Source organism: Chitinophaga sp. sic0106, from assembly GCF_019219075.1.
Taxonomy (GTDB): Bacteria; Bacteroidota; Bacteroidia; order Chitinophagales; family Chitinophagaceae; genus Chitinophaga.
Genome location: NZ_JAHUWJ010000004.1, coordinates 16,932 through 40,955, shown reverse-complemented (window position 1 = coordinate 40,955; position 24,024 = coordinate 16,932). Strand labels below are relative to the sequence as shown.

Sequence of the window (24,024 nt, the reverse complement as noted above, 5' to 3'; positions counted from 1 at the left end):
TAGTACAACGGCCACCTTACGGGGTAGCCCAAAAAGTTTGTGATACAACAATCACCCTCCCAAAAAGGCAAAAAGAATTTACTGCTGTTGATATGGTAATGCAGAAGGCAGGTAGCCATGATGTTTTTTGAAGGCTGCAGAGAATTTACTGGTATTTTCATACCCAAGCCGATAGGAGATTTCCTTGATCAGTAATTGATTTTCTGTTAGAATTTCTTTGGCGGCAAGCATCTGCTTTTCCTGAAAGTATTGATAGACGGGTTTTCCAAACAGCTGCTTGAATTCTGTTTTCAGTTTGGTTTCGGAAATATTGAATTCACGAGCAAGGTGCGGAATGCCTGGAAATTTTTCCAGGAGATGATTTCTCAGATAATTTTCGACTTTACTAATTGTAAACTTGTCTTCATACTCAATAGCAAGATGGGTATCGATTACCCGCTCTTCCTTGCAGAACCGGAAGAAATCAAAAATGAGGCTTAACGTATGATATTTCATACTTAGCAGGTCTGTTTGTTGCAGGTCACCTCCGATATTCATGATCTGATCATATAGCTCAAAGTTATTGATCACCGGTTCTGTTCCTGACAATGGCCACATCAGGTACTTATCAGGGGACTGTATAAACCGATCTAGTCCTCCCTGAATAAATAGTTGGTTGTGCATCAGATTTTTCCGCAACCATTCTTCATTAAAGTAGAAGGTCAGGTATTTTGCCTGCCCGCCTTTAAAGTTGAGGTCGCAGTTTCGTTCCCGGGGTTTAAAAAATGTCCAGCTATATTGCGGAAAGCACAAATGTTTTTCACAGACTGATTTGCTGACTTTTACGGAATTGCTGACATGGTTTAAACTCAGCATATAGTAATCTTCCGGACCAATCGGTGCATTCTCCTCCTCTTCATAGATCAGATCAAAAGCTACATTTGTCTTAAATCTCATTTTGGAATAGATAATCCAGCAGCCGTCCTCTAGTTTTTGATAATAGAAACCGCCTGCACAAAAAGGATTACTGGAACTGATGCACTGTTTTTCGGGAGAATGTTTGATAAACGGAAAACTACCAAGACTTTCCAATAGCGTGGCGGGAGAACTGCCATTGCACGGCAGATGATAGAATCCTTTACTATAGGTGAAATAGTACTGCTTAAATTGCTTAAACCAACTTTTAACTTTTACTGCCAGCATAGGGATATGTCTCGAATCGATATAAAAATATCAAAATAATTGTAATGGTGATTACGGATGATCAATCTTTTTCAAAGGTTAACTTAAGTCAATACCAGGTAAGGATAGCATAGCATGCAAGTAAAAAGGCCACTTCTGTGTGAAGTGACCTTTTCGTTGATTTATGTGACCGCGTCAGGATTCAAACCTGAAACCTTCTGATCCGTAGTCAGATGCTCTATTCAGTTGAGCTACGCAGCCATTGTTTGTAATTGTTTTACAAAGGTAGGCAATTATTTTAATCTAACAAATTTATTTTCAATTTTTTATAGTTTATTTTTTTTAGTTAGATGTAAAAGCCGGGACTAAGTAAGAGCGTAAATGGGCGGCGAAGTTAAGGATAAAATATTATACGATCCAAATGATATATAAGTATTTTAGTTACACTATGGCTTCTTATAACTCACCGCTAAAAAATAACAATCTATATTTGCGACGTTTATTCCGATTACTTAATTTTTAGTATGATCTATCATCTCCCTTACCTGCGTAAAATCCTATTCACTCTTTTACTGCTTAACTTTTCGGTCACAGCACTATGTCAGATTACCCCATTTGCGATTATAAAAGACAGTGATGGTTACACTAACATCCGATCGGAAAAAAGCAAGGCTGTTATTGATACTTTATTTCGCGACCAGGTATTTGCAATCAGCCCGGGGGAGGATGAAAAAGACAAGTGGATTTCCATTGACTACCCACATTATAAACCTGCATCCACCGCATTTGTACGCTCTTCCAACTCCATTTCAGGTCTGATTCATGCCACCAGGATACAGCGTTTATCCGATCTGCCACAGTGGGAGAAAAGAGTGACTGATACAGCCCTCCTGCTTAGAAAAGGAACATCAGTTGTAACTATCCGCATTGGAAAGTTCCTTGCTGACAAACACAAAATAACTAAAAGCGAAGGTTTCGTTTCTAAAATAGATAATGAGGTGCCATGGGGAATTGACGGATATATATCAGAAGCAGTAACTGAAATCAAATCCATTACGGTGGACAGGAATGGTGCCGCATTCGTTTTTCCTGCCACTGCCGTTAAGAATATGCTGAATCCAACGAAGCTGAAGGATTTTTTTGGGATAGCCGAAGGCGATGGAGGCACCCTGTATCTTTTTATGAGCAATAGTGATGGAGCCGGGAGCTACGAGGTCGTTTGGACGATTAAAGGGAAAGCAGTGGTGAACCAGTTTTTATATATTAATTTCTAATCCTGCGCGATATGGGATTTGAAATAAAAATGCGCAAAATAGCATGGGTGCAAATACCCTCACGTACATCGCATAAAAAAACCGGCTACCTCTTAAAGACAACCGGTTCTTTTATGCGATGACCGCGTCAAGCATCAAACCTGAAACCTTCTGATCGGGTCATAAACACTGTCCATACTGCGGTGTTTATCAACAATACTTTACCAGGTAACAGGGAGAGGCACTCTGGGAGCATAAGTACCCGGAGCAATCGCCACTGTTGTAGGACTGGATTGTGTTCTTACAAACTGGCCATAATAAATCACCTCAAACCATGGACCGTAAGTGGCATCAAAATAATCACTCATCCTTGGATATGGTGTGCCATCATTGCTGGTATCATCATCTAGTTTTTTGATTACCCATTCACTAACAGCATTGTTATAGGCTTCAATATCATAGGACATACCATTAGGCAAAGTATCCAAGTGAGAGCCTCAAGGAAAAAGGTATAAGTTATCATAAACAAAAACAGGTCACTATTTGGAAAGTGACCTGTTTTTGTTTGATATTTTGTGACCGCGTCAGGATTCAAACCTGAAACCTTCTGATCCGTAGTCAGATGCTCTATTCAGTTGAGCTACGCAGCCATTCCGTATCTAACGGGCTGCAAATGTAGTAATTGTTTTAAAATCAGCAAAAACTATTTGGTTTTTTTTAGTTAGATGTAATGATATCATTCTAAAGATGATACATCATCGTACCACTTTCAATTTAATGGGAGGCAGTTTTACAGCCAGGTGATGGTAAAAAAGTTGGCTGGCAGTATTTGGTAAAGTGGTGGCTTAGATGTTTCCAACGATTTCATGGCTGCGACCTATGCGGATTTGTGAAATATGCTCAAAGAGGGAAGTTATGATTGCCGGGATAACAATGCAGTAAAATCATTATAACGGATAAGAATATACCTCATCTGCTGGACTTAAAGTGGGACGTCTGTCCGATGCAGATTTGCCACGCTTTATTATCTGCGGAAACCGTGCCACGATGCAGCCCACCTCGTTTATCAAACTATTTGGTTATTTGTTCAGGCTAATCATAAAAATATTTAGAAACAATATTTCCAATTCTGTTGTAACTTCTCATGATAAATTAATAATTTACTGATCGTTGTATACTTCAAAATATCCACACTTCCTACTAAATCCTCACATGGAATATGGCATTATCATCCGACAATCCTATAGGCAGCACAGCTATTAACGGCAGTACATGCTTACCTGGTTCAACAGGCCCGCAGGGCGCTACAGGAATACAGGGTGTCACTGGAATCCAGGGCGTTACAGGCCTGCAAGGTAATCAGGGCTATCAGGGTTCTACCGGCATCCAGGGCGTTACCGGCCTTCTAGGTGCTACGGGCGTGCAAGGCAGTACCGGTGTACAGGGAACAACTGGTGTACAGGGCGTCACCGGGTTTCCAGGCACCACCTGGAGCTATGCTATAATGAACGGACTTACAGGGCCTCAGGGAACTACCGGTGTGCAAGGCGTTACCGGACTAGATGGCAAATCCATACAAGGTACCACTGGTGTACAGGGAACTACCGGTGTGCAAGGTGTTACCGGACTAGATGGCAAATCCATACAAGGAACGACTGGAGTGCAAGGAACTACTGGTGTGCAAGGTGTTACCGGACTAGATGGCAAATCCATACAAGGAACGACTGGTGTACAGGGAACTACCGGTGTGCAAGGCGTTACCGGACTAGATGGCAAATCCATACAAGGGACGACTGGTGTACAGGGAACTACCGGTGTGCAAGGTGTTACCGGACTAGATGGCAAATCCATACAAGGAACGACTGGTGTACAGGGAACTACCGGTGTGCAAGGTGTTACCGGACTAGATGGCAAATCCATACAAGGAACGACTGGTGTGCAGGGAACTACCGGTGTGCAAGGTGTTACCGGACTAGATGGCAAATCCATACAAGGGACTACTGGTGTGCAAGGAACTACTGGACTGAATGGACTTAGCATTCCGGGATCAACCGGTCCAAGGGGTGCTACCGGACCTGCTGGCGGTGCCACTGGCGCAGTTGCAATTCAAGGGGTATTACGCAATCCAATCCCTATCATTTCTAATATTAACACCTGGTTTCTTAGTGGTTCATATATTACTTTGCCGCCAGGAAAATTTGTAATTATGGTATCCATGCTCATGCGAATACCAACACAAACCCCAAATAACTCCTCCTTCTGGCTGCGCACCTCCTTCGGCGATACCCGCAACATTTATGCACCAAGTGCAGATATCGTAGGTTCCCAACTGATCAGCGGTAATCTGCCCGGCACCAGCATATTTACTACTCTCAGTGGTATGATCATCGTAAACAACACCTCCGGTGGGCTCAGAACATATAACTATATCGCCGGGCATACACAGACCATCAACTTCGGTACACTGGCGATCATGAACTTCGGTGGTGGCGCATGGAACGAAGACAATATCGTGGCAATACCTCTTTCATAAATGTTCTCGTAATTTCTGAAAACCTTCCTTCCAATGACGTACGCTTCATTCGATAAAACAGGTTTGTTTCTCCCTACCCCCATTCCGGAGAATATAACAGCGGGCTTTTACCTCCCTGGAAATAATATTCCGGAAACTATGTCTTTATCAGAAAGCTGGAGTACCTATAAAGGTTACTACTTCTTTCTGCTAACACCGATTGCCGCCAGCGATACCACGGCACTCAAAACACTACAAACTAGCATCGCTGACATCACTGATCTCCAGCAACCATTACATACCGGTGCCTGCTGGCTGCTAAATAATCCGGCAAGCGCCACTGTTCAATCCATTCTGCAAGCTACTGTTGAAAATGATAACGTAATTGTATACACCAACCTCCATCTAGGCTTCGGCACTTACCAGCTACCTATATTTCAGGGTGCTCCATTATTATTCACTGAGGAAGGAGGTATTGCTGCCGGATATCCGGCAGTAGCGGGTGCCCAGGATGCAGCCCCTTCAAAAAGTTTATCCATCAACGTTATAGGCGACCAGGCAGGCGTCATTATTGGAGAAGCCATGATCAATGATTTCTCCAACAACTCCTATACCGGATGGGCAGCGGGTTTCCGCTATAATATGCCCGACCCGCAGACATCCCTCCCAAGCAGTCAGTACTACCCGATCTTTAACAACAACCCGGAAACCTACTGGCATATGGGCATTCACTGGGATCCGTTACATCCACTGGACCCCAGCCGATCATATATGAACTTCACCGGCATATCATTCGGACTGGAAAAAATCACTGATACAACAGACAGGTTCCAGATCGTTCCGGAAAACAACGCCGTTATGGAATCATGGTGGCGTACCATCTATGGCCAGCCAATTACCCTGCAACCGGTTACCACCGGTGGTGACCCGGCAAAGCTTGTATTCCAGACCTATTCAGACCCAGTCCAACCAATAGCCTATTACCTGGCACCAAAAGGAACCTTTATTTTACAAGCGAAACCTAATGACACTGGCCGCTGCTATCTGCTTCCAGGGTTATCTGGTGCTGAAAGCATTCAGTTTGTTCCTGGTGATGCGATCATCTTTTTCCCGGGTAATGCAGCCAATGCAGCATCCGGGTTGTCGAGTCCAACGCTTGACACAACTTATACTGCCGCTTACGCATTTATCCTTGCACAAACAAACGCACCCACCATATACTCTACCGCACCTGCGGTAGCCAGTTTGTACAAACCTTCTGCTACTACCGGACTACTGGAGGCCTGGCCTGCTCCTGCTGCCGAGCTGCCTGCCACTGGCGACAATGCCCTGAGCTTCCCACTGGTACCCTACGCAGGTATTATCACTGTAGCGGACAATGCATTTCCTGAACAATATATTCCTGCCTTCGAAAGCAGGTTACTAGCCACTACGCGGGAGGCAGTGATGAACAGAATGCCGCCACCAAAAGAGAAAAGCGATGTTGCGGAAACAGTTACCACTACTACACCACAAGGGCTGTTAGCCACCATCAATGGTTTTACCTGGCAAGAAGTACTACTGGCAAAAAACACAGAACTACCTGTCAATTTCAGGTTTACCGACGTGCCAGCCATATTACGATCTGCACTCCAAACAGAAGACCTCTTTCTGGTTATTTCGGACACTAAAAATATAGGCACTTTCGACAATAAGCTCTCCATAGAAGGATGGCAGTTTAACGTAAACGTGCCTACGAGAAACCCGGATGCAGCCCCCGACCTGAAAAATATCCTGATCCTAAAATTCAGGAAGGGCACTATATCCAGTCTGGTTCAGCAAACCAACCAGTGGACAGCAGGTGTAGATTTCAACTACGATACCGACCAACAAACTGCTATCTCTACCTGGTTATCCCAATACTGTCAGGATGCAATCGAGATGGCGGCTACTAACGATCATTTCGCCGAATTTGCAAAAATCATCCAAGATCCAAACTGGTATGGCATACTGGCACTACAAACCGATATAGACCTTGGCAATTTCCCGAAAGACCTGCGTGGCCTGTTGGGCGCCATGGACCTCTCCAGATTCTATGCACACCATATTGGCGTGCAGGTGAATTTCGTTGCACAGGGCAATCAAAATACGGGTAGTCAATCCCTGGATGTAAACAGGAGCAACCTCTTTGGACTGATTAGTTACATGGACCCCACCTACCAGCAGAACCAGGGTGGCGACACTGCATCAGCGCTGGCTTCCGGCCTCCGCTTGGAGATTGCGCAAAACACAACGGATGATATCAGCTACGCATATAAGGTACTAATACTACAAGTCATCTTTTCCAATACTGTTATCACCAACTTTAACAGCAAGCTACAACTCACTGCCCGCAAATGGTTTGAAGATGCCGCCACTTTAAATGTGCCGGGGCAGTATAAAGAAAATCCTCCGGCGAATTACGCCATGATCTTCAACGGACATTATGAGAATCATGACGGACATCGTACCTATACTTTTCTGACAGACAAAAATCTCACTTATCAATATTTCCTTACCAGCGGTGTACTCAACTACATTGAGTTTGTGAAAGCACAGTTCCAGACTACAGCTACGGTAGTAAATCCTAACTCACCCGATTTTGAAACAGTCAATGCAAGGTTTAGCTTTTATGGTTACCTGAACTTTAATCCACTGGATAAATTTGACTGCTTCTCTTATGGCGGCGAAGCAGATCAGCCACTGATAAAGCAAAGAGGACTATATTTCAGTAACCTCGCGCTGGATGTCGGCTTCACGCTGAACACAAAAAACAATACCACCGCCGGCCTTGCAATTGTGCTCAACCCTGATAATACCTCCTTTGACCAGTCGATGAGTTCATATCGTACCAAAAGCTTTGCAGCAGCATTTCCGGTGAGTCCCAATGCGATCCTGCGCGGCAGTGGCGATAATAATCCTAAAAAATTACGTTACCTCTCTGTAGTACCACCGGTCGATTTTGTAACAGGAGGAATACAATCGCAGTGGTATGCGATCAACTTCGATCTGCACTGGGGTGGCCCCGGCGGATTGGCCAGTGCTGCTGGCTTCCTGCCACAGCTTCTATTATCCTGGAGCCCGGGTGCCGCCGCAGTCAATGTAGAAATATTTGTAAAACTGCCAGGATCGGGCAGTGCAAATACCTTTAGTATTCAAAATGTACTGAAGCTGTCTGCAGGCCCGTTCCAGTTAACGCAGGTGAAAGGCAATGACAACATCAGTTATAATTTCTATTTAATCAACCTTTCCATAAGTCTCTTTGGTATTAAGCTTCCTCCTGCCGGTAATACAAATTTGGTATTAGTGGGAGATGCTGACCAACCTGGCAATTTGGGATGGTATAGTGCATATATAAATCTATAAGTTATGAGACCAGTAATAATGAATACGGCACAAACCACGTATGAGATCCCAGATGAGATGCAGGCCATCAAAGGAGAAATCGTAGACAACCTGGCTTACTATAATATTATGCCGAAACGGAAAAAAACATTTTTTGATACTCAGAAAGTACTAGACCTGTTGCAGGAATTGACAGGAGATAATAACATCAAGGAAAAATGGTCAGGATTAGCTCCAGAAGGGCAGATACTTGTACCAGCATTGATAGAATATTTCTCGGAAAATGACTACGCTAAATATGGCAGAGCCAGGTCGACACTAATCAACAATTACGGAAATTACTGTGCGTATTGTGGCATGTTTGTAGGAGATTCCGCACTGGCGGTGGAGCACCGGCTCCCAAAAGCTGCCTTCCCGAGTAAAATCCTTGAATACGAAAATTTTTTCCTCGCCTGCCCGGTGTGCAATTCCTATAAAGGCACCAGACCTGATTACGACACCTCCTACGACTGGGCATTTGATTATATCTCTAAAAAAAAGAAACCCACCATGACTCAGATACTCGCCGGAGGTCTTGACAGTTTCATCTGGCCTATTTCCGACCATGCATGGGACGGCCTTGTGGGGTATATGATAAACAGTAAAACGGAGAATGACATAGATATGAGCGATGCGAGAAATTTGAATAACAAAGTAGTATCAGTAAAAAAAAATGTGGTGAAAGCACAAGTGGAAGGTTTTACAGATCCAATACCTGTAGTTGCCAAGGTTAGAGCGGAATCGTTTGGTGATGATAAATTAGCTAAACAGGAATCCAACTTCTTAAAGGCGACCCAGATAAATATCTATGAAGATGACAGTAGCTCCGACAGACGCGCAACTAACCGTACCATTCTCTGGTTTGATACGCTGTCGTCCATGAATGATCTTCAATCATTTGCCACTAATCCTGCCCTCTGGAAGATAATGATCAAACAGATGGCGCTAACCTTCAAATATTCAGGATTCCTGGAAATTTGGTCCCGTTTGATATACAGGATTTCTCCCTGTAACCTCGGGCCACAATCTGCCTACCTCGAGATCAGGCAGTATGTTATAGACCCAACAGCTAATACTTATTCTACCGGGATAGATGCTGCACGCTTACTCACTACTGATTAATTTAATTTTTGAATCATGAGACCAATAATTAAAACACTTCCGGCAAACATCTCCACAGATGACACTATTGGTGGCCAAAAGGAAAGCAATGCCGTCCATCACGCGCTAATTGAATCGTTAGGCAACTATTGCTCCTATTGTGAAATGCCATTGAGTGGTTACCACGTAGAACACCTGAAATTCCACGCCGCATGGCCGGAGCAGGTAACCTTCCGTCAATGGGACGAACTGCTGTTGATCTGTAATGATTGCCGCACCCACATACGCATACCGGAACTGAATGATCTTAGTGCAGCAGCCATGTTATGGCCGGATAAAGACCCGAGCTTTTCGCTGTTTAATAGTCCACTGAAATATGAACTGCGGAAAGTAAATTATATAGTAGAAAATGAAGGTGAAATCATCTCTCAGGAGATGAAAGAACTGGTATTTGTTGTAGCGGCGAAAGATGCAGGCGAAGTATTATATGAGAAGGCGTTCAACACCATCACCCATTTCCAGCTAAACATGCAACTTGAGTTTTACCAGGAGGCCAAAGGTGAATTACGTGTACCCTTGTCCGTTCATCAGCAAAGGCTGGATAACCGAATGTTTAAAAGGACGGAAACCTGGTTTGACGCACTGGATTCAATTAATCGCCTGAAGGAGGCGGACCAGGCCAATGATGGCTCCATTCCAAACTTTGCAGCTTTAAGGAAACTTCTTGTCAATCAGATCGCATTAACAGCCTGGTGGGCCGGTAACTGGTCGGTTTGGATGACGGTATTTTACCAGCAAACCAATGACCTTGAACTACTCCGAACAGCATTTGCCGGTAACACTCATGAATTCTATGGTTTAAATAACGACCACGATGCGCTTTTCCGCGCACAATAACTGATCGTATGACAAAGGACATCACCCCGGTAATCAGCGCCGTTCTTCCTCGTATCCAGGAGCTGGAGCAAGACATAACTGCCAATAACAATTTCAGCGCTGCCAGCATCAAAGACGACAGTATTGTCAGCCTGTTTCCATTGTTACTGAACCAAACAGCCATCACTTTATCCGGCCTGGAGTTTTCCAACCCCAATGACAACACTTTGCAGGTAACGGCTACGGCTACACTATTTACCCAACAGATAAAGATCACAGCAGTTTTTGTTATGGATGAGGCAAATAAGCTGTCGATGACAATGAACCCTTATGTGGATATTGACCTGCCATTGGCAATCCTTTATTCATCAGGGGTGGTACCTGGCGGCTCGTCGGAAGACTACATCCCTCCGGTAGGTATCAGTGGTATTTCCTTTGTATTTGATTCGGCCGCCAGCGCATTCACCTTAAAAGGCCAGGGTGATAAATGGACCTTCCTAGGCTATACCGGCCTGTATGTAGGCAGTCCGGCGCTAACGCTGGTAAACACCTACCAGAATGAATCGCAGCAATTTTACTGGAACGTATCCGGTACACTGAAAAGTGATTCGGCAAATGTCAATATCCCCGTATCCATCCAACTTCCTATTGGTATCCTGGGATGGCGCTTTTCACTAGGACCAGCTTCTTTAGTTAACGGGCTGGGTATTATTGACGCACTCACTGGTGTTGACCTTACATCTATACTCCCACAAGGATTTACCGATCGCCTATCAGAGATTGAGATCAGTTCTTTCTCTGCCGGATTCAACCCTAAAACAAATACACTCTATGAAACGCAGCTGTTCGTAACAACCACTGCCGACTGGGTAATCATCCAGGACAAACTGAAACTGGCAGAAGGTATTACCTTAGTTTTAAATGGCCAAAGAGAAGCGGAAAACAAACCACTCTCCTACTCCGGCTACCTCCAAGGCACCGCCGCTTTAAATTATGGCAATCCGGAAGAAGAAGTAAAAGCCAGCGCCAACATTCCCATCCCTATTGGCGAGGGAGAATGGACGATTACACTGCAAAACGATACCTTGCCATTAGGCATAGGGAAACTAGCTATACTCATTCCCGGCATGAATAGCTTCCTGCCTCCGGGAGTATACGATAAACTGAATGATATCATCCTCGACTACCTCACCATCCGGTTTAAATTCGACAATGGCTTCTCCTTTACAAATATTTCATTCGCTATCTATTCCAATGCAGCATGGCAACTACCAGGCCTACAACAAGCCATTTACCTGGACAAGGGTTTCAAAATGCAGCTGGACGTGCCTTTCCCGGTTACTACTGCAACCATGACAGGTGAACTATCCGGCATTATTCAGATTGCCGGCGGCCAGGTAACTATACCCATCAAACTGTCCAAATCGCCCACCGATACAGACTGGTCGCTGCTGGTAACCAGCGAGAAGATACCCATTCCTTCGCTTAGTACCTTATCCGGCTTTATGGGCCTTAGCGTACTGGAATCAGCCTCTCCATCAGGGCTGATGGGCATCGGCAACTTTGCGATCTATAACCTGAAGCTGGTCTGGATATTCGGAGCGGCATCCAAACTACAGTTCTTTGGTCTTACTGTAAAATCCACACCAGGTACCCCAGCCTGGAACCTTGTACCAGGCTACTTCGTGTTATCTGATCTATTTATCTCTTTTGCTATAGAAAATAAAACCGTTAGTGATAAAGATATTTCAGGAAATATAGGCACCACCGTTACCTGGATACTAAATCCGGAAACGAAAAGTAAACTGGTACTCTATATGCTCGCCAGTAAAACATCTTCTGCCTCTCCATGGAAATTCAATGGCAGCCTGACGGAAGACTTGATCCTTAAGGACTTGCTTATGGCTCTGAAAACGCCACAATCAGTAATAGACCTGCTCCCAAGCCTTACAGTAACAAAATTTGATCTTTCCATAGAACCAGCCACCGGATCATTCTCCATCGCGATGACCATTGCTACTGTGGAAACATGGACCATCCTTAGCATCGGCTCGCTCAATATCAACATGGACAACATCGGGTTCAGTGTACAGAAATATGACACCAACCTCAACCTCGCTGCCAGCGGCAACTTCACGTTGGTTAGCGCCAAAAAAGAGGCTACCGTTACATTGACAGCCCAGTATAGCAAGAGCAGCTGGAATTTCAATGGTACCTATGATAACAGCACTGTTGGCGCCATCACCATCAACGAGATCCTGGAAGAATATATTCCAGGTATCGACGGCACATCTATACCAAAACTTTCTATTACAAAAATACTGGTGGCGATAGAAAAAGGTACTACCGACACCAACACCGCCTATAATACCTTCCAATACATTATCGCCGGAGAGCTCAGTGCTCCCGACCTCCGCAACCTGCTGATCAAAGCGAAAATGAATATCATGTGCGACTCCCGCAATACAACGAGTCCGTATGACGGTACCGAAATCAGCGGCGACGTTACTTTTGGCGGTTTATCCTTTTCAGCAGTGGGTACCTACAAAGGAAATAAGTTCAGTGAATATAAATACATTCTTACCTTCAAAAATATTGAGGCCATTGCAGCTGTTACGCCTGTAAATAACACAACAGTATTTACTTTCACGCTGAAGAATACCGACCCTACCAAACAACTGACCTTAGGTGATGTCATTGCAGCCATGATCGAAGCCGCTACCGGCGATGTGGTGGTAATCCCCGCCCCATGGGATTTCATCCTCAACATCGGCATCAATGATTTCAGTCTCGAATATATCCTCAACAACGACACCCAACAAAAAACTGTTAGCCTGTTGTGGGATACCAATATCAACCTCGGTTTTGTAAATATTGAACAAATCAGCCTGAGCTACCAGCCAGAAGAAAACGGACAAAACGGGCCGGTCATGTTTGCTATTACCAAAGGTACTTTCCTGGGAATGCCAATAGATAAAGTGCCTCCACAAGACAAGCCTGACTGGGACCTGCGCGATCCAGCCAAAGCGCCTGCTGTTCCTGGCTTTGGCGATAGCGAATTCAAACTCGAGTTCCTGGGTATAGGCAACCAGGTAGCCATCAAAAGCAAAGCAACTCCGGCAACCGTGGTGCAAGCCATCGACAATATGTCCAAAGCTTTTGATCTAAGCAATACCGACAAGCTCCCTGTATCACTAAAGTTCGATAAGAACTATGGCGTACTTTTCGGTGTACAGTTTATCCTCGTGAAATATATTCGTATAGCCGCGGTGTTCTACGATCCGGAGCTATATGGACTTAGCATCGATGTGAAAGACGGGCAGTTCAAAAATCTCTCTTTTGAAGTTCTTTATAAAAAAATAAATGATAACGTTGGAGTTTTCCAGATAAACCTTACGTTGCCAGACTTTGTAAGACAACAACAGTTTGGTGTGGTAGCCGTAACATTACCTTCTCTGACGCTGTCTGTATATACGAACGGTGATTTCGTCATTGATATGGGTTTCCCTAAAAATGCCGATTTCTCCCGCTCTTTTGGTCTGGAGTTTTCCATCTTCACTGGTGCCGGCGGGTTCTATTTCGGAAAGCTAAGCAGCGAAACCGCCACTATGCTCAAGTCCAGTAAGGGGCAGTTCAACCCGGTGATCATCTTTGGCATCGGTATACGAGCAGGATTGGGCAAGTCTGTTGACAAAGGAGTATTAAAGGCTGAATTGAGTCTGACTATACAAGTGATCCTCGAAGGTATCCTCGCCTGGTTTGAGCTCAATCCTACGCAGGATCAGCTGGTACCATCCGGAAAAAACGAAGTATTGTACTACAAACTGTCGGCACAGGCAGCACTCGTAGGGCGTATTTACGGGGAGATAGATTTCGTGATCATCAGTGCTTCTCTTGATGTGGTGGCGCGTATCATGGCACAGCTTACATTGGAAGCCTACCGGCAAACAATCATTACATTTTCTGCAGAAGTATTTGCCTCCATTACCGTACGTATCAACCTCGGGCTCTTTAAGATCTCCATCAGCTGCTCGTTCAGAGCTACCATTTCTGACGCTTTTACCATCGGCAAAAATGATCCATCGGCACCATGGGGTACCTTACCGCAAGCCGACAACAGTGCTTACTTCACCCCACTTGATGCCCCGGTCAATTTTACTATTCCAGAAATGATATGGTCCGCAGCGCTGGATTATCCAACGGAGCAACTGAATTTATTATTTATCCCGCAACTCTCCTTAAAATATGATGCGGATGCAACCAGCAGAAAACAGGCCGTAGCTGCCAGTCTGCTCTACGTACAGCACCTTACTGACTCGGCTGACAGTAGCAATTTTACGATATTATCGAGGGCATTTCTGGCATGGGTATTCAATGCCTATTTCGCCGGAAAAGGTATTAGCGGTGGGAAAATCCTGGAGCAAGAAGTTACCATTGACGACCTTAATGCCATTGCTGCATATTTCAACCAACCGGAAATAGCCAGTGGTGCGATTGATGCATTCAAAACAACTGACCTCTATGATTATTTCCTTGCAAAAGCATTTAAAGGCGTTAGTATCACTACCCAGGAAGCCAGTGCAGCAAACATTTCGCAGGATACCGTAGTGGAAGTGGCCTACTTCCCTATCATTCCTATGCTGGCTATGCAAGTTAACAAAGGTCCTGCCCTCGAATTTTCTGACTACAATACCTGCAGCCCGGATTACCTGCAACATATCCGCGATTATTTCAGGGAGATGCAAGTGCAGTTTCAGCACCAACAGCAAGAAAAACTCATAAGGGAAAGTCAAAGCCTCACTATGGCGGAGTTCCTTTTCACAGACTATTTTGTGATGATGGCTAAATCGGCATTCCAGGATATTATCAATAGTTTTAAGGAAATGGCCATCACTACCCGGAAAAACGACAGCCTTCAGTCTGTAGCCAACAGATACCATTCCTATGGCGTTACACCCACTTCATTGGCGCACGACAACAGGCATCAACCGCTGAGGGCAGCTGCAAAAATACATATACCAGGCTTTAGCTATCAGCTAAAAGATGGCGAAACAGTGGAAATGCTGTCGGCAAAATTTCAGGTCAGCAACAGTTTACAGGCCAACGAACAAGGCATTCTGTATATACCATCGTTCACATATAGCCTTCCTGTAACGGAAACGCATACACTACAGTCACTGGCAGGTAAGTTTAATTCCGATACAGCCTCCCTCGCTGCGATCAATATCACACAAGAAAGCATATTCAACGAAGGCACACGCCTTATACATGCTTTTGTGGCCACTAAAAAGGTACAGCAGATACTGGACGAGCTGCAGCAGGATGCATCCCATCAGCTATCGAACCTCGGCGGTACAGTAAGCCGATTCTTCCTGAGCGGACTACGTATACCCAAAACCGTTAGTAGCGACGAACGTATAGGATTATACGAAGGCAGTGGGCAGCAATTCAACCTGGTCGGTAATATTGAAGGACAACAAGTAGCGTTGCTTGTCACCAAAGGCAATCCGGCCTGGCTGAAATTAGGGCTGAGTGACCAGCTTACCTTCACGTTTAACAAGGCAATGTCGGATGCAGCCGATCAGCTGCTTAGTGCCACTTATGTACCGGCTATAACATTGGATGACCAGGGAGCAGTAAAAAGATATAAACTGCAACCAAGAACCTTTGCCATCTCCACTACCTTCAAATGGCAGGATCCTAACCTCCAGGAAGTTAAAACTACTGCCGGAGAAACGTTTATACGCACCTTCCCTGCGCAGCTACAGCAATACCTGAACAGTTATGATAACATCCCCTATCAGTTGCAAGTACAGTCGGCCACAACAGCATTTACTCAAACAGTAGCCTCCAACACGCCGGTAATGAGCTGGAGTTCATTCGTTACCGTTAGTATTCGCCGGGTGCCGGATGCTGCTACGCCTGGCAGTTACGTCGATAAGGTGTACGTGGTGGAGGGTTGTAGTGAGGCCGACGGACAGCTGCTACAGCAATTAATTACCAGTAGTCAGGTCATCACTTCGCTGGACGTGCTCTATGCCGACAATACCACCAAACCCAATGAGGGCAAGCAAGTCAACGGACTTATATCTATCGGCATAAAAAATTATAAGACCTTCTTACTACAAACAAATTTCTCTACGATTTCCAATCCCGGCTCAAGCGCCAACGCAACAGCATCCGGTAATCCCAACCTTCTAGGCATGGAGGCCATGACCTTCCTGACCTATCTATGGGAATGCTCCATTGTGCGCTCCGGTGGGTATTACCTACATTATGCCACCAGCACCGGAAGTGGCCTGCCAGGGTTTATTTTTGATGAAGATGGCATAGGTAGCATCAGGATACTTGTTACCTATCATGTGCCCATAGATAACGCCTCCGGCGGATATCTGCTGCCTCCGTATGCCAATAGTGCCGTGATGCAGCAGCCGCTAACGGATACGGATACACTGCTGGCAACCATTACACTGTCAGCCCAACAGCAACAGAACTTCAACCCGGTATTGCAGCAAATACAGGCTACTATACTGCCAGGAACGAGCATGTTCAAAGGCAGCAGGACCAATCCGCAAACAATGCTTTCGGCAACAATGGCTGGCAGTGCCAACCAACAGATCAGTGAACTGTTTCAGCTAATGGAATACTCCATAACCGCCAAACCAGGCGTGTATAAGACTTCCCATTACGCATTGCCCGCCGGGCCACTAGACACCAGCGACAATCCACAGGTTTCCATCACCAGGCTACCTACACCAAAGCAGGATCAGGTATGGAATTACAGTGCCGTACTGCCTGTTTATCCTTTCGTTGATAACGGCAGCAACCCATCAACCGATCCTTATGGTGCCAATGGAAAAACGGCCGACGTGTATTTCAACTTCCTCGACGTATTCGGCAATACCTTAACAGCCGAAGGCGACAGTGGTATTACACAATCCGTAACACCTGGCTACACTGACCCGGTTGTGGGAATCGATCAATGGATTAATGTATCCCGAATTTATGATATCAGCCAGGATGCCGTTTCTGGTAAACCAACGCTGACCATCACTTTACATTTCGATTCTTCCCGATACAAGAACGCTACCGATCCGGTAACGCTCGCTCGGCAGGACCTGAAACGTTATCAGGAGATATACTGGCAGCTCACCCAGGAAGGAGTTACCGCCACCATCGCCTGTACCATCGGCGCATTAGAAACGCCAGGTACCCCTGCGTTACAAAAACTACAAACTTATGTAGCAGAGATTATCACCTTCCTAAAAGGTATAACTCCTATCGTTACCGATGAACCCATAACTGCGGTATTACTGTATGGTATTGACACCAAGCAACTCAACGCCAACCTAATATTCCAGCTGAGCGTAACCATGACGATCTCCCGAACAAAGTTCATCGATCCGCAGTTTGTGGCAGAAACGGCCATCTCCACAGCTACTACTACGATACCACCCGATCTGTACCATGGTAATACTGCCTCACAAACAGCGCTGTCAAAATTTGCGGCAGCACTTGAATTAGCACTTCCCGTAATGAAAGTGGCAGCAGGTGCGGGCCACAAAGAAGATATCGACAAAGAGATATGGCTGGCACGCTTTGCAACGGATACAGCGGCAGGTATCAGCTTTAGCGTCAACAATACCTTCTCCAGCTTTGGCATCAGGCCATTGTCGACCTCCCTGATATCAAGACCGGATGATACCCACACCAGACCCGTTCCTGTACGCACTTACACCAGTGGACAGTATCTCGGTACAGCACCAGCAGAGGGCAAGGCCTATTCCGGCGTGGATATAGAACTGCTGGCACGAACGTTTATCGCCTCCATGGATAACTTCCTCTCCGCGCAGAATAGCACCCAGGCATGGCAGGTAGCGCAATCGGGTACCTGCAATCACTTCCCTGCCCCATTTGAATCGTTAGAAAAGGCCAAACGCAGTATATCCCACACCGTTGCTAATACACAGCTCACCAATATATTACAGGGTGTAGACCTCGATCGTATTGGCAGCGCGCAAAACGCCATGGAGCAGCAGATGCTGGTGCTAATGGACAATATGTATAAAACAGATGCGGTTGTACAAACAGCCGTTACCGTTAGTCAGGGCTTCGCCACTTCTACTGCCAGCCTGTACGGACAACTGGTGTTCGCCGATGAAGTGGCCCCCAACCATGCATATAGCTTTACACCGGTAAAAGTATCCCTCACCAAAGGAAAGCAAGACCTCAACTCTCTGTTTTCTGTAAGGCAGGAAGCACCTGGCGCCGGGCAGGATATAGACCTCACCGATCAGTTCAAGGGAGGGCTGAATCTACAGATTACGGGGCTGGAACATAATTTCGGTACACCAATTAATGGATACATCCCTTCTTCCTGGCTCACCTTTGCCATTCCAATCGTATTGGAAGGTAAAGACAATACACCGCTGATCCATGCAGATATTCCGGTTCCGCTCAAGGCCTATCCTACTGCACCTGCATTGGTAACACAAAACGCCACACCAACACCACCCGATGACGGCGATGGTGCCGACCTGGAAAGTGCGCTCCTCTGGGATTACAAGTTCTCCTACAATTATATCATCGCACGGCAGGACCTCATCTATCTGAACATCCTGCTCAACACAGCCGATCAGTCGCAACGCGATGGTTTCACGGCCGACCCACTTGATTTGTTCGAGGCACTGGTGCAGTTCAACACCTGCCACGAAGCCATGATGGATGATATTGCCAAAGGCGACGCCAACAGTATTGTAGCTTTGCAGTCATTTGCCTGGATTGTTCAACAGATCTCAAATGCGTGGCCATTATGGTTCCCGACCAAGGCAAAGGCAATTGCCGCCAATACTAAGATCCTGAACTTTACCATCAGTGAAGCCGCAGAAGATAAGACAGGCAATCTGTTGATCACCATATCCGCCGTGGATCAGGCACCCGGGCTGATAACGATGCCGCTTATCGCTATACCTGGCTTTAACACTATCAAAAGAGAACTGGTGAATAACAAGCAGACTTACTCCTTTGAGGAGCCAACCACCTCTTCTCCAGCACCATTGCTATTTAGTGAACGCAAAAAATTCAGTGAACGGGAAATTATCATCAGGGGGAATAATGTGCTTGTAGATGAAAACGGATGGGCAGGCGTAGCCGTACACCGCAATGAAGAACTAGCAGGACAACCTGCCAATACCGACTTCAGATATATTACGCCGTATATACGTTTTGCAAGTATATGCTATCCAAATCTGCTGAATGACGTGGCCATCAATATGGCCGACTACTCCGATTTCAGCAGCGGCAAACTGAAGCTGCCTGTTATTTTACAGAACTTCTTTACTGCATTATTTGCAGCCGATCCGGAACGGAAAGTTACTTTACAGCTACAGGCGGGATATGCGTACAAGTTACAAAACAATACAGCAGCAGTGCAATTAGGTCCTACACTCCCTGTCGTACTTACCATACCACATCCTGTTACCGGCAATACCATCGGAACCCTTACCGCGCCTTTCGCGGAAGCCATTCTGCATTGGTTTACGCAACAGTCTGTGGTAGGCGTCGCAGGTTCAGGAAAGCTGGCATTTATCATTACGCTATTTGCTGCCAATAGTGGGGATATGCATCACCCGGTATTAACACTGGAGGGCGTTTATCTGCCTACCAACATAATCGACTTCAGCTGAACGGCCTTCAAATAATTGCTGCCACTGCTCAGCAATGTGCCACCATGACTGCTGGCTGGCCCATTGCTGACCATGATCGAGCAAACAATTTTTCCGTGAGGTATCCTGTTGTATGGCCATGATCTCCGTTAGCAGGACTGTTTCAAAAGCAGGATCATCTGGTAAAACATCCAGCAGAATGCCACGATCCCCGACAGTGCTTTTGAGCCCTGCCAGATTTGTACAAACACATAATGTGCGCGCTGCCTGGGCTTCCAACGCAGTGATGCAGTAGGTTTCAGTAAAAGTAGTGGGATATAACCAAACATCACTCTCCTGAAACGCTTTTGCCAGGCGGCGTTGATCTACGCGTCCATGATAATACACGCCCTCCTGCTGCATCAGTTGTTTTATTTCGCTGATCTTTTCCTTTGCTGCCAAATCATTATGCAGATATGCATTGCGTTCCCAGTTTTCGAAACCATAGTAGATGTGTAGGGTGGCATCCGGAATCAGGTGGCGGACCTTCGGAAATAGCCGCAGCACAACATCCAGTGATCTGTCCGGGCTGGATGAATAGATAAATCGGTTGGTTTTTTTTTCTACTACAGATGTAAATCTTTCCAGATCTATACCATTACCGGTAAGGATAAATTTATCCGCTGGCAACTGATAGAAGTTGGCCGCAAACTGCATGTGCCAGGGACTCAAACAGAATATGCCATCCAGTTGCGCTGCATTTTGGGTGATCAATACATGCTCTTCTGCGCTGGCTACCGCATAGATATCATGGAGCCAGAAATAGGTTTTGCCAGCTCTGATGGGAAAATTCAGCGTGGCGGCAACGCGGGAAATAACCATCACATCGATATAATGGCGATCAATAAAATCACGAAAACCCTCCAGTGGCAGGTATTTCACACCATCTACCATCCCTTCATTGCCTTCGCATTCACAGCAAACCACTACCCTGTAACCTCTGGCTTTAAACTCCTCTGCCATGGCCGCCACGGCAGTTTCAGAACCACCCATACCAGTATGTCGGATGGTTGCCGCGTTCCAGCTCTCAAAAGCATAGCCGGCGTGTATACATAAGAGGGGTAATTGATATTTTTCCTTTAAATAGTGCTGTGTTGCCTTGTTCCGTTCGGGATTGGCTTCTGCTAATGCAGCTGTGCTGGTACCGCCGAAATGAAATACGAAACTATGTTCATTTACTACGCAGTGATAGCCTTGCTTCTGTACACGTGTGCAGTAATCTACATCCTCACAACCATTATGAAAAGCATCATCCAGGACACCAGTTTTATTGATCACTTCTCTGCTGGTAAGTGTACAAAAGAAAGGCACCCATTCCCGCTGGAATATCCGTTGTTTGATACCGGGTTGCCAGTTCCAGATTGCTGAAGGGTCAATGCCGCGGCTTATATTTTCCCGCTCACAGATAAGGCCATCATGGAGCACGTTGGTAGCGGGCCCCAGGGAAATACCTTCGCAACGGAGATCATAGTCATGTAGCCAGCCTTTGTCGCAGTTAGACAATGGATTGCTGCAACCAGCACCCTGACGTATATCCGCGATTAAAGGGGGCAACCAGCCATCGGATACGATGACATCATCGTTCATCATGCAGATGTAGGGCGACTTCGATGCGGCGATGCCGATGTTCAGGGCTGCCGCATAGTTGAGCGCGTCCGTTTTTATCACACGTATATCCGGATCTAGTTGCAGCTCATGCGAGCCACTGTTAACAACAATGATATGATATGGCACCTGTGTACAGGCGATAACACTGGCTATGCAATGATGCAAATGCGATGTATCGTTTATGGTCGGGATGATGATATCCACGGCCGTATCGTTATAATTATCTAGCAATACCCTCCACCATTTTAAGGCGATATTTTCCTGACGAAACCGCATGGCTGCCCGATAGCCTGCATCACGAAAAGAAGCCCTTAACGCGGCTGATTGCAGCTTTAAAACCGCTTCTCTCCACTCTTCCGGAGAACTTGCCAGGAAACCATTATAATTATGTACTATGACTGATGCATAGGCATCCAGTGGGGAGGCGATGACAGGAAGCCCCATGGCCATGGCCGTGGTAACTTTGTTATTCGACTTGGCAGGCTGCCGGCTGATGTCCTGTGGGGCGATGACAAAGTCACACCCGGCGAGATGATACTGCCAGCTTTCTATCGTCCAGTAGCGGTCGTGTCCGGGGCCATTATGGATGGCTATCAGCTCACAGCCGTTAGCGAGGAGCAATGGTCGCAGCGCTTCTACATGCACTGCATTTTCAGGCATCCCTATCCACCCGGCACGCATTGGTTTATCAATACGCAGCTCACTGCGATGCGTAACAGGTTCCGTGGCGTCTTCTATTACCACAACAACGGCGTTATATGGCCGTAGCAGATCGGCCAGCACGGCGGAACAGCAGATCACCGTATCAGCCAGCATCACCATAGGCAAATACCAGGGCCGCTCATTGGCGTGTGGCAGCAGGTTTTCCGAAACATCCAGGACCACCTTTTTGCCCAACGCCTTCATCCGGGACATCACCTCAAATTCCTCTTCCGTAAAATATTTAAAAAAGATGACCACCTCGTACATATATAATTCACCCGCATCGTCTGTCATATCATTCCCTACCCCCATCCATTGCAATGTATGATGCATCCGCAAAGCCCGGATTCGGTATGCAGGAAACATAGGTGAGATATTCTTTCCGTACCATACTACCGGTGTTTTCGCTGATAGCTGTTTACCAATAGATGCACGATTAAACAACAGTCCTTTATCATCTTTTTTGTAGCCAAGCGCTATCTCATTGTAATACCAGGCCTGGTGATAATCCTGCAGGCGATCATAACAAAATACCAGGTACAATGCAGGCATCACTTCATATAACGCGCGACTGACAGCATTCAGCACGGGTGGAATTTCCCGGAGACACTGTTTAAACCAGCTGGCAGCGGCTTCATAATTATTTTGGTGGTAAGCAATTTCTCCAAGCATAAAGTAGGGTTCTGCCCACCGGCTATCAAAAGCAATTGCTTGCTGTGCGTAGCGGGTGGATAATCCTAAATGAGCCTCGTCAACAGCCCTCAGCTGCCAATGACATTGCGCCAGCCGGAATAAGGTGATCATGCGCTCTTCGTGCCATTGTTCTTCAAACAACAGACATCGGCCAAACACCTTAATAGCCTGCTCAAATTGTTGATGATCCTGTAGTTCGCGCCCGTAATAAAACCATATTCTACAGTCGCTGAAATATTGAGATTGTTGCATGGCATGTTCCAATATGCGAAGGTTACGCCCTTGATCTGCTGCTACCCCCATCACGGTTCGTACATGCTTTACCGTTATTTCCACCTGCTGCACAAAATGTGCGTGTATGTTATCGATCACCTCATGCACAGGATATTTCCACCGGAAGATGCCATTGTTTCTGACGATACGTTCCCTGGTAAGTGTACAGGTGCTATTGCCATATTCGTCCTGACTATAATCGTAGCCTAACAGATAAACATCAGCGGAGAGGCCGGGCTTGAGTTCCATCAATGCATGCAGTGATGCGGGTTCTATTACATCGTCTGCATCCAGCCAAAGGATATAATCGGCAGTCGCCTTACTAAAAGAGAAATTTCTGGCAGCCGCAAAATCATGCTGCCAGGTTAAATGATATATCTTGTCCGTAAAGCTGCCGGCGATGGCCACCGTATCATCTACCGAACCCGTGTCTACAATAATGATCTCATCAACTAAGGCTGCTATGGAGGAGAGACAACGATGTAGCACCTCTTGCTCATCCTTAACAATCATGCAGAGCGAAATAGTGGGCATGTCACAACAGGTTTTTTCTCGCAAAGCCACAAAGGCACGCAAAGAATTAAATTTTATACAAAAAATATTTGAGGTCTGTTTTCACCAAACAAGGTAACTATAATTTATCATAAACCATTGTCATAGCGACAGCGTTTTATGCTAAAATAACAACAGTTTAAAAGGTGCTACGGGGGGGGAGAAATGTGGTCTTCTTTTTAACTAT

General features: G+C 45.9%; 9 protein-coding genes and 2 tRNA genes. 6 read left to right on the top strand and 5 right to left on the bottom strand.

Going from position 1 to position 24,024, the window contains the following annotated elements:
* Positions 1-78: 78 nt before the first annotated feature.
* A complete protein-coding gene (locus tag KW844_RS07335) occupies positions 79-936 on the bottom strand; it encodes an AraC family transcriptional regulator (protein WP_218376068.1) in 858 nt (285 codons plus the stop codon).
* Between the two features lie 412 nt (positions 937-1,348).
* Positions 1,349-1,422 (bottom strand) — tRNA-Arg (locus tag KW844_RS07330).
* A 263-nt stretch (positions 1,423-1,685) separates the two neighbouring features.
* Here KW844_RS07330 and KW844_RS07325 point away from each other — a divergent pair.
* Complete coding sequence (locus tag KW844_RS07325; RefSeq protein WP_218376067.1) at positions 1,686-2,435, top strand: hypothetical protein; 750 nt, start codon at positions 1,686-1,688, stop codon at positions 2,433-2,435.
* A gap of 200 nt (positions 2,436-2,635) precedes the next feature.
* Here KW844_RS07325 and KW844_RS07320 read toward each other — a convergent pair whose 3' ends face one another.
* Positions 2,636-2,881: a hypothetical protein gene (locus KW844_RS07320; protein WP_218376066.1), complete on the bottom strand. Its 246-nt coding sequence runs from the start codon at positions 2,879-2,881 to the stop codon at positions 2,636-2,638.
* Positions 2,882-2,990: 109 nt separating this feature from the next.
* Positions 2,991-3,064, bottom strand: a tRNA-Arg gene (locus KW844_RS07315).
* 569 nt (positions 3,065-3,633) lie between these two features.
* Here KW844_RS07315 and KW844_RS07310 point away from each other — a divergent pair.
* The 5 genes from KW844_RS07310 to KW844_RS07290 are packed head-to-tail and all read left to right on the top strand — an operon-like array spanning position 3,634 to position 19,991.
* Positions 3,634-4,947 carry a collagen-like protein gene (locus KW844_RS07310; protein WP_218376065.1) on the top strand — a complete coding sequence of 438 codons (1,314 nt, stop codon included), beginning with the start codon at positions 3,634-3,636 and terminating at the stop codon, positions 4,945-4,947.
* A gap of 33 nt (positions 4,948-4,980) precedes the next feature.
* The gene (locus KW844_RS07305) at positions 4,981-8,310 is read left to right on the top strand and encodes a hypothetical protein (RefSeq protein WP_218376064.1); all 3,330 of its coding nucleotides are present in this window, start codon (positions 4,981-4,983) and stop codon (positions 8,308-8,310) included.
* 3 nt (positions 8,311-8,313) lie between these two features.
* Positions 8,314-9,450, top strand: a complete 1,137-nt coding sequence (locus KW844_RS07300; protein ID WP_218376063.1) for an HNH endonuclease — start codon at positions 8,314-8,316, stop codon at positions 9,448-9,450.
* 15 nt (positions 9,451-9,465) lie between these two features.
* Positions 9,466-10,326, top strand: a complete 861-nt coding sequence (locus KW844_RS07295) for a hypothetical protein (RefSeq protein ID WP_218376062.1) — start codon at positions 9,466-9,468, stop codon at positions 10,324-10,326.
* An 8-nt stretch (positions 10,327-10,334) separates the two neighbouring features.
* Complete coding sequence (locus KW844_RS07290) at positions 10,335-19,991, top strand: hypothetical protein (RefSeq protein ID WP_218376061.1); 9,657 nt, start codon at positions 10,335-10,337, stop codon at positions 19,989-19,991.
* Here the strand turns inward: KW844_RS07290 and KW844_RS07285 are convergent.
* On the bottom strand, positions 19,941-23,819 hold the full coding sequence (locus KW844_RS07285) for a glycosyltransferase (protein ID WP_218376060.1): 3,879 nt from the start codon (positions 23,817-23,819) through the stop codon (positions 19,941-19,943). The genes KW844_RS07290 and KW844_RS07285 overlap by 51 nt on opposite strands.
* Positions 23,820-24,024: the final 205 nt, after the last annotated feature.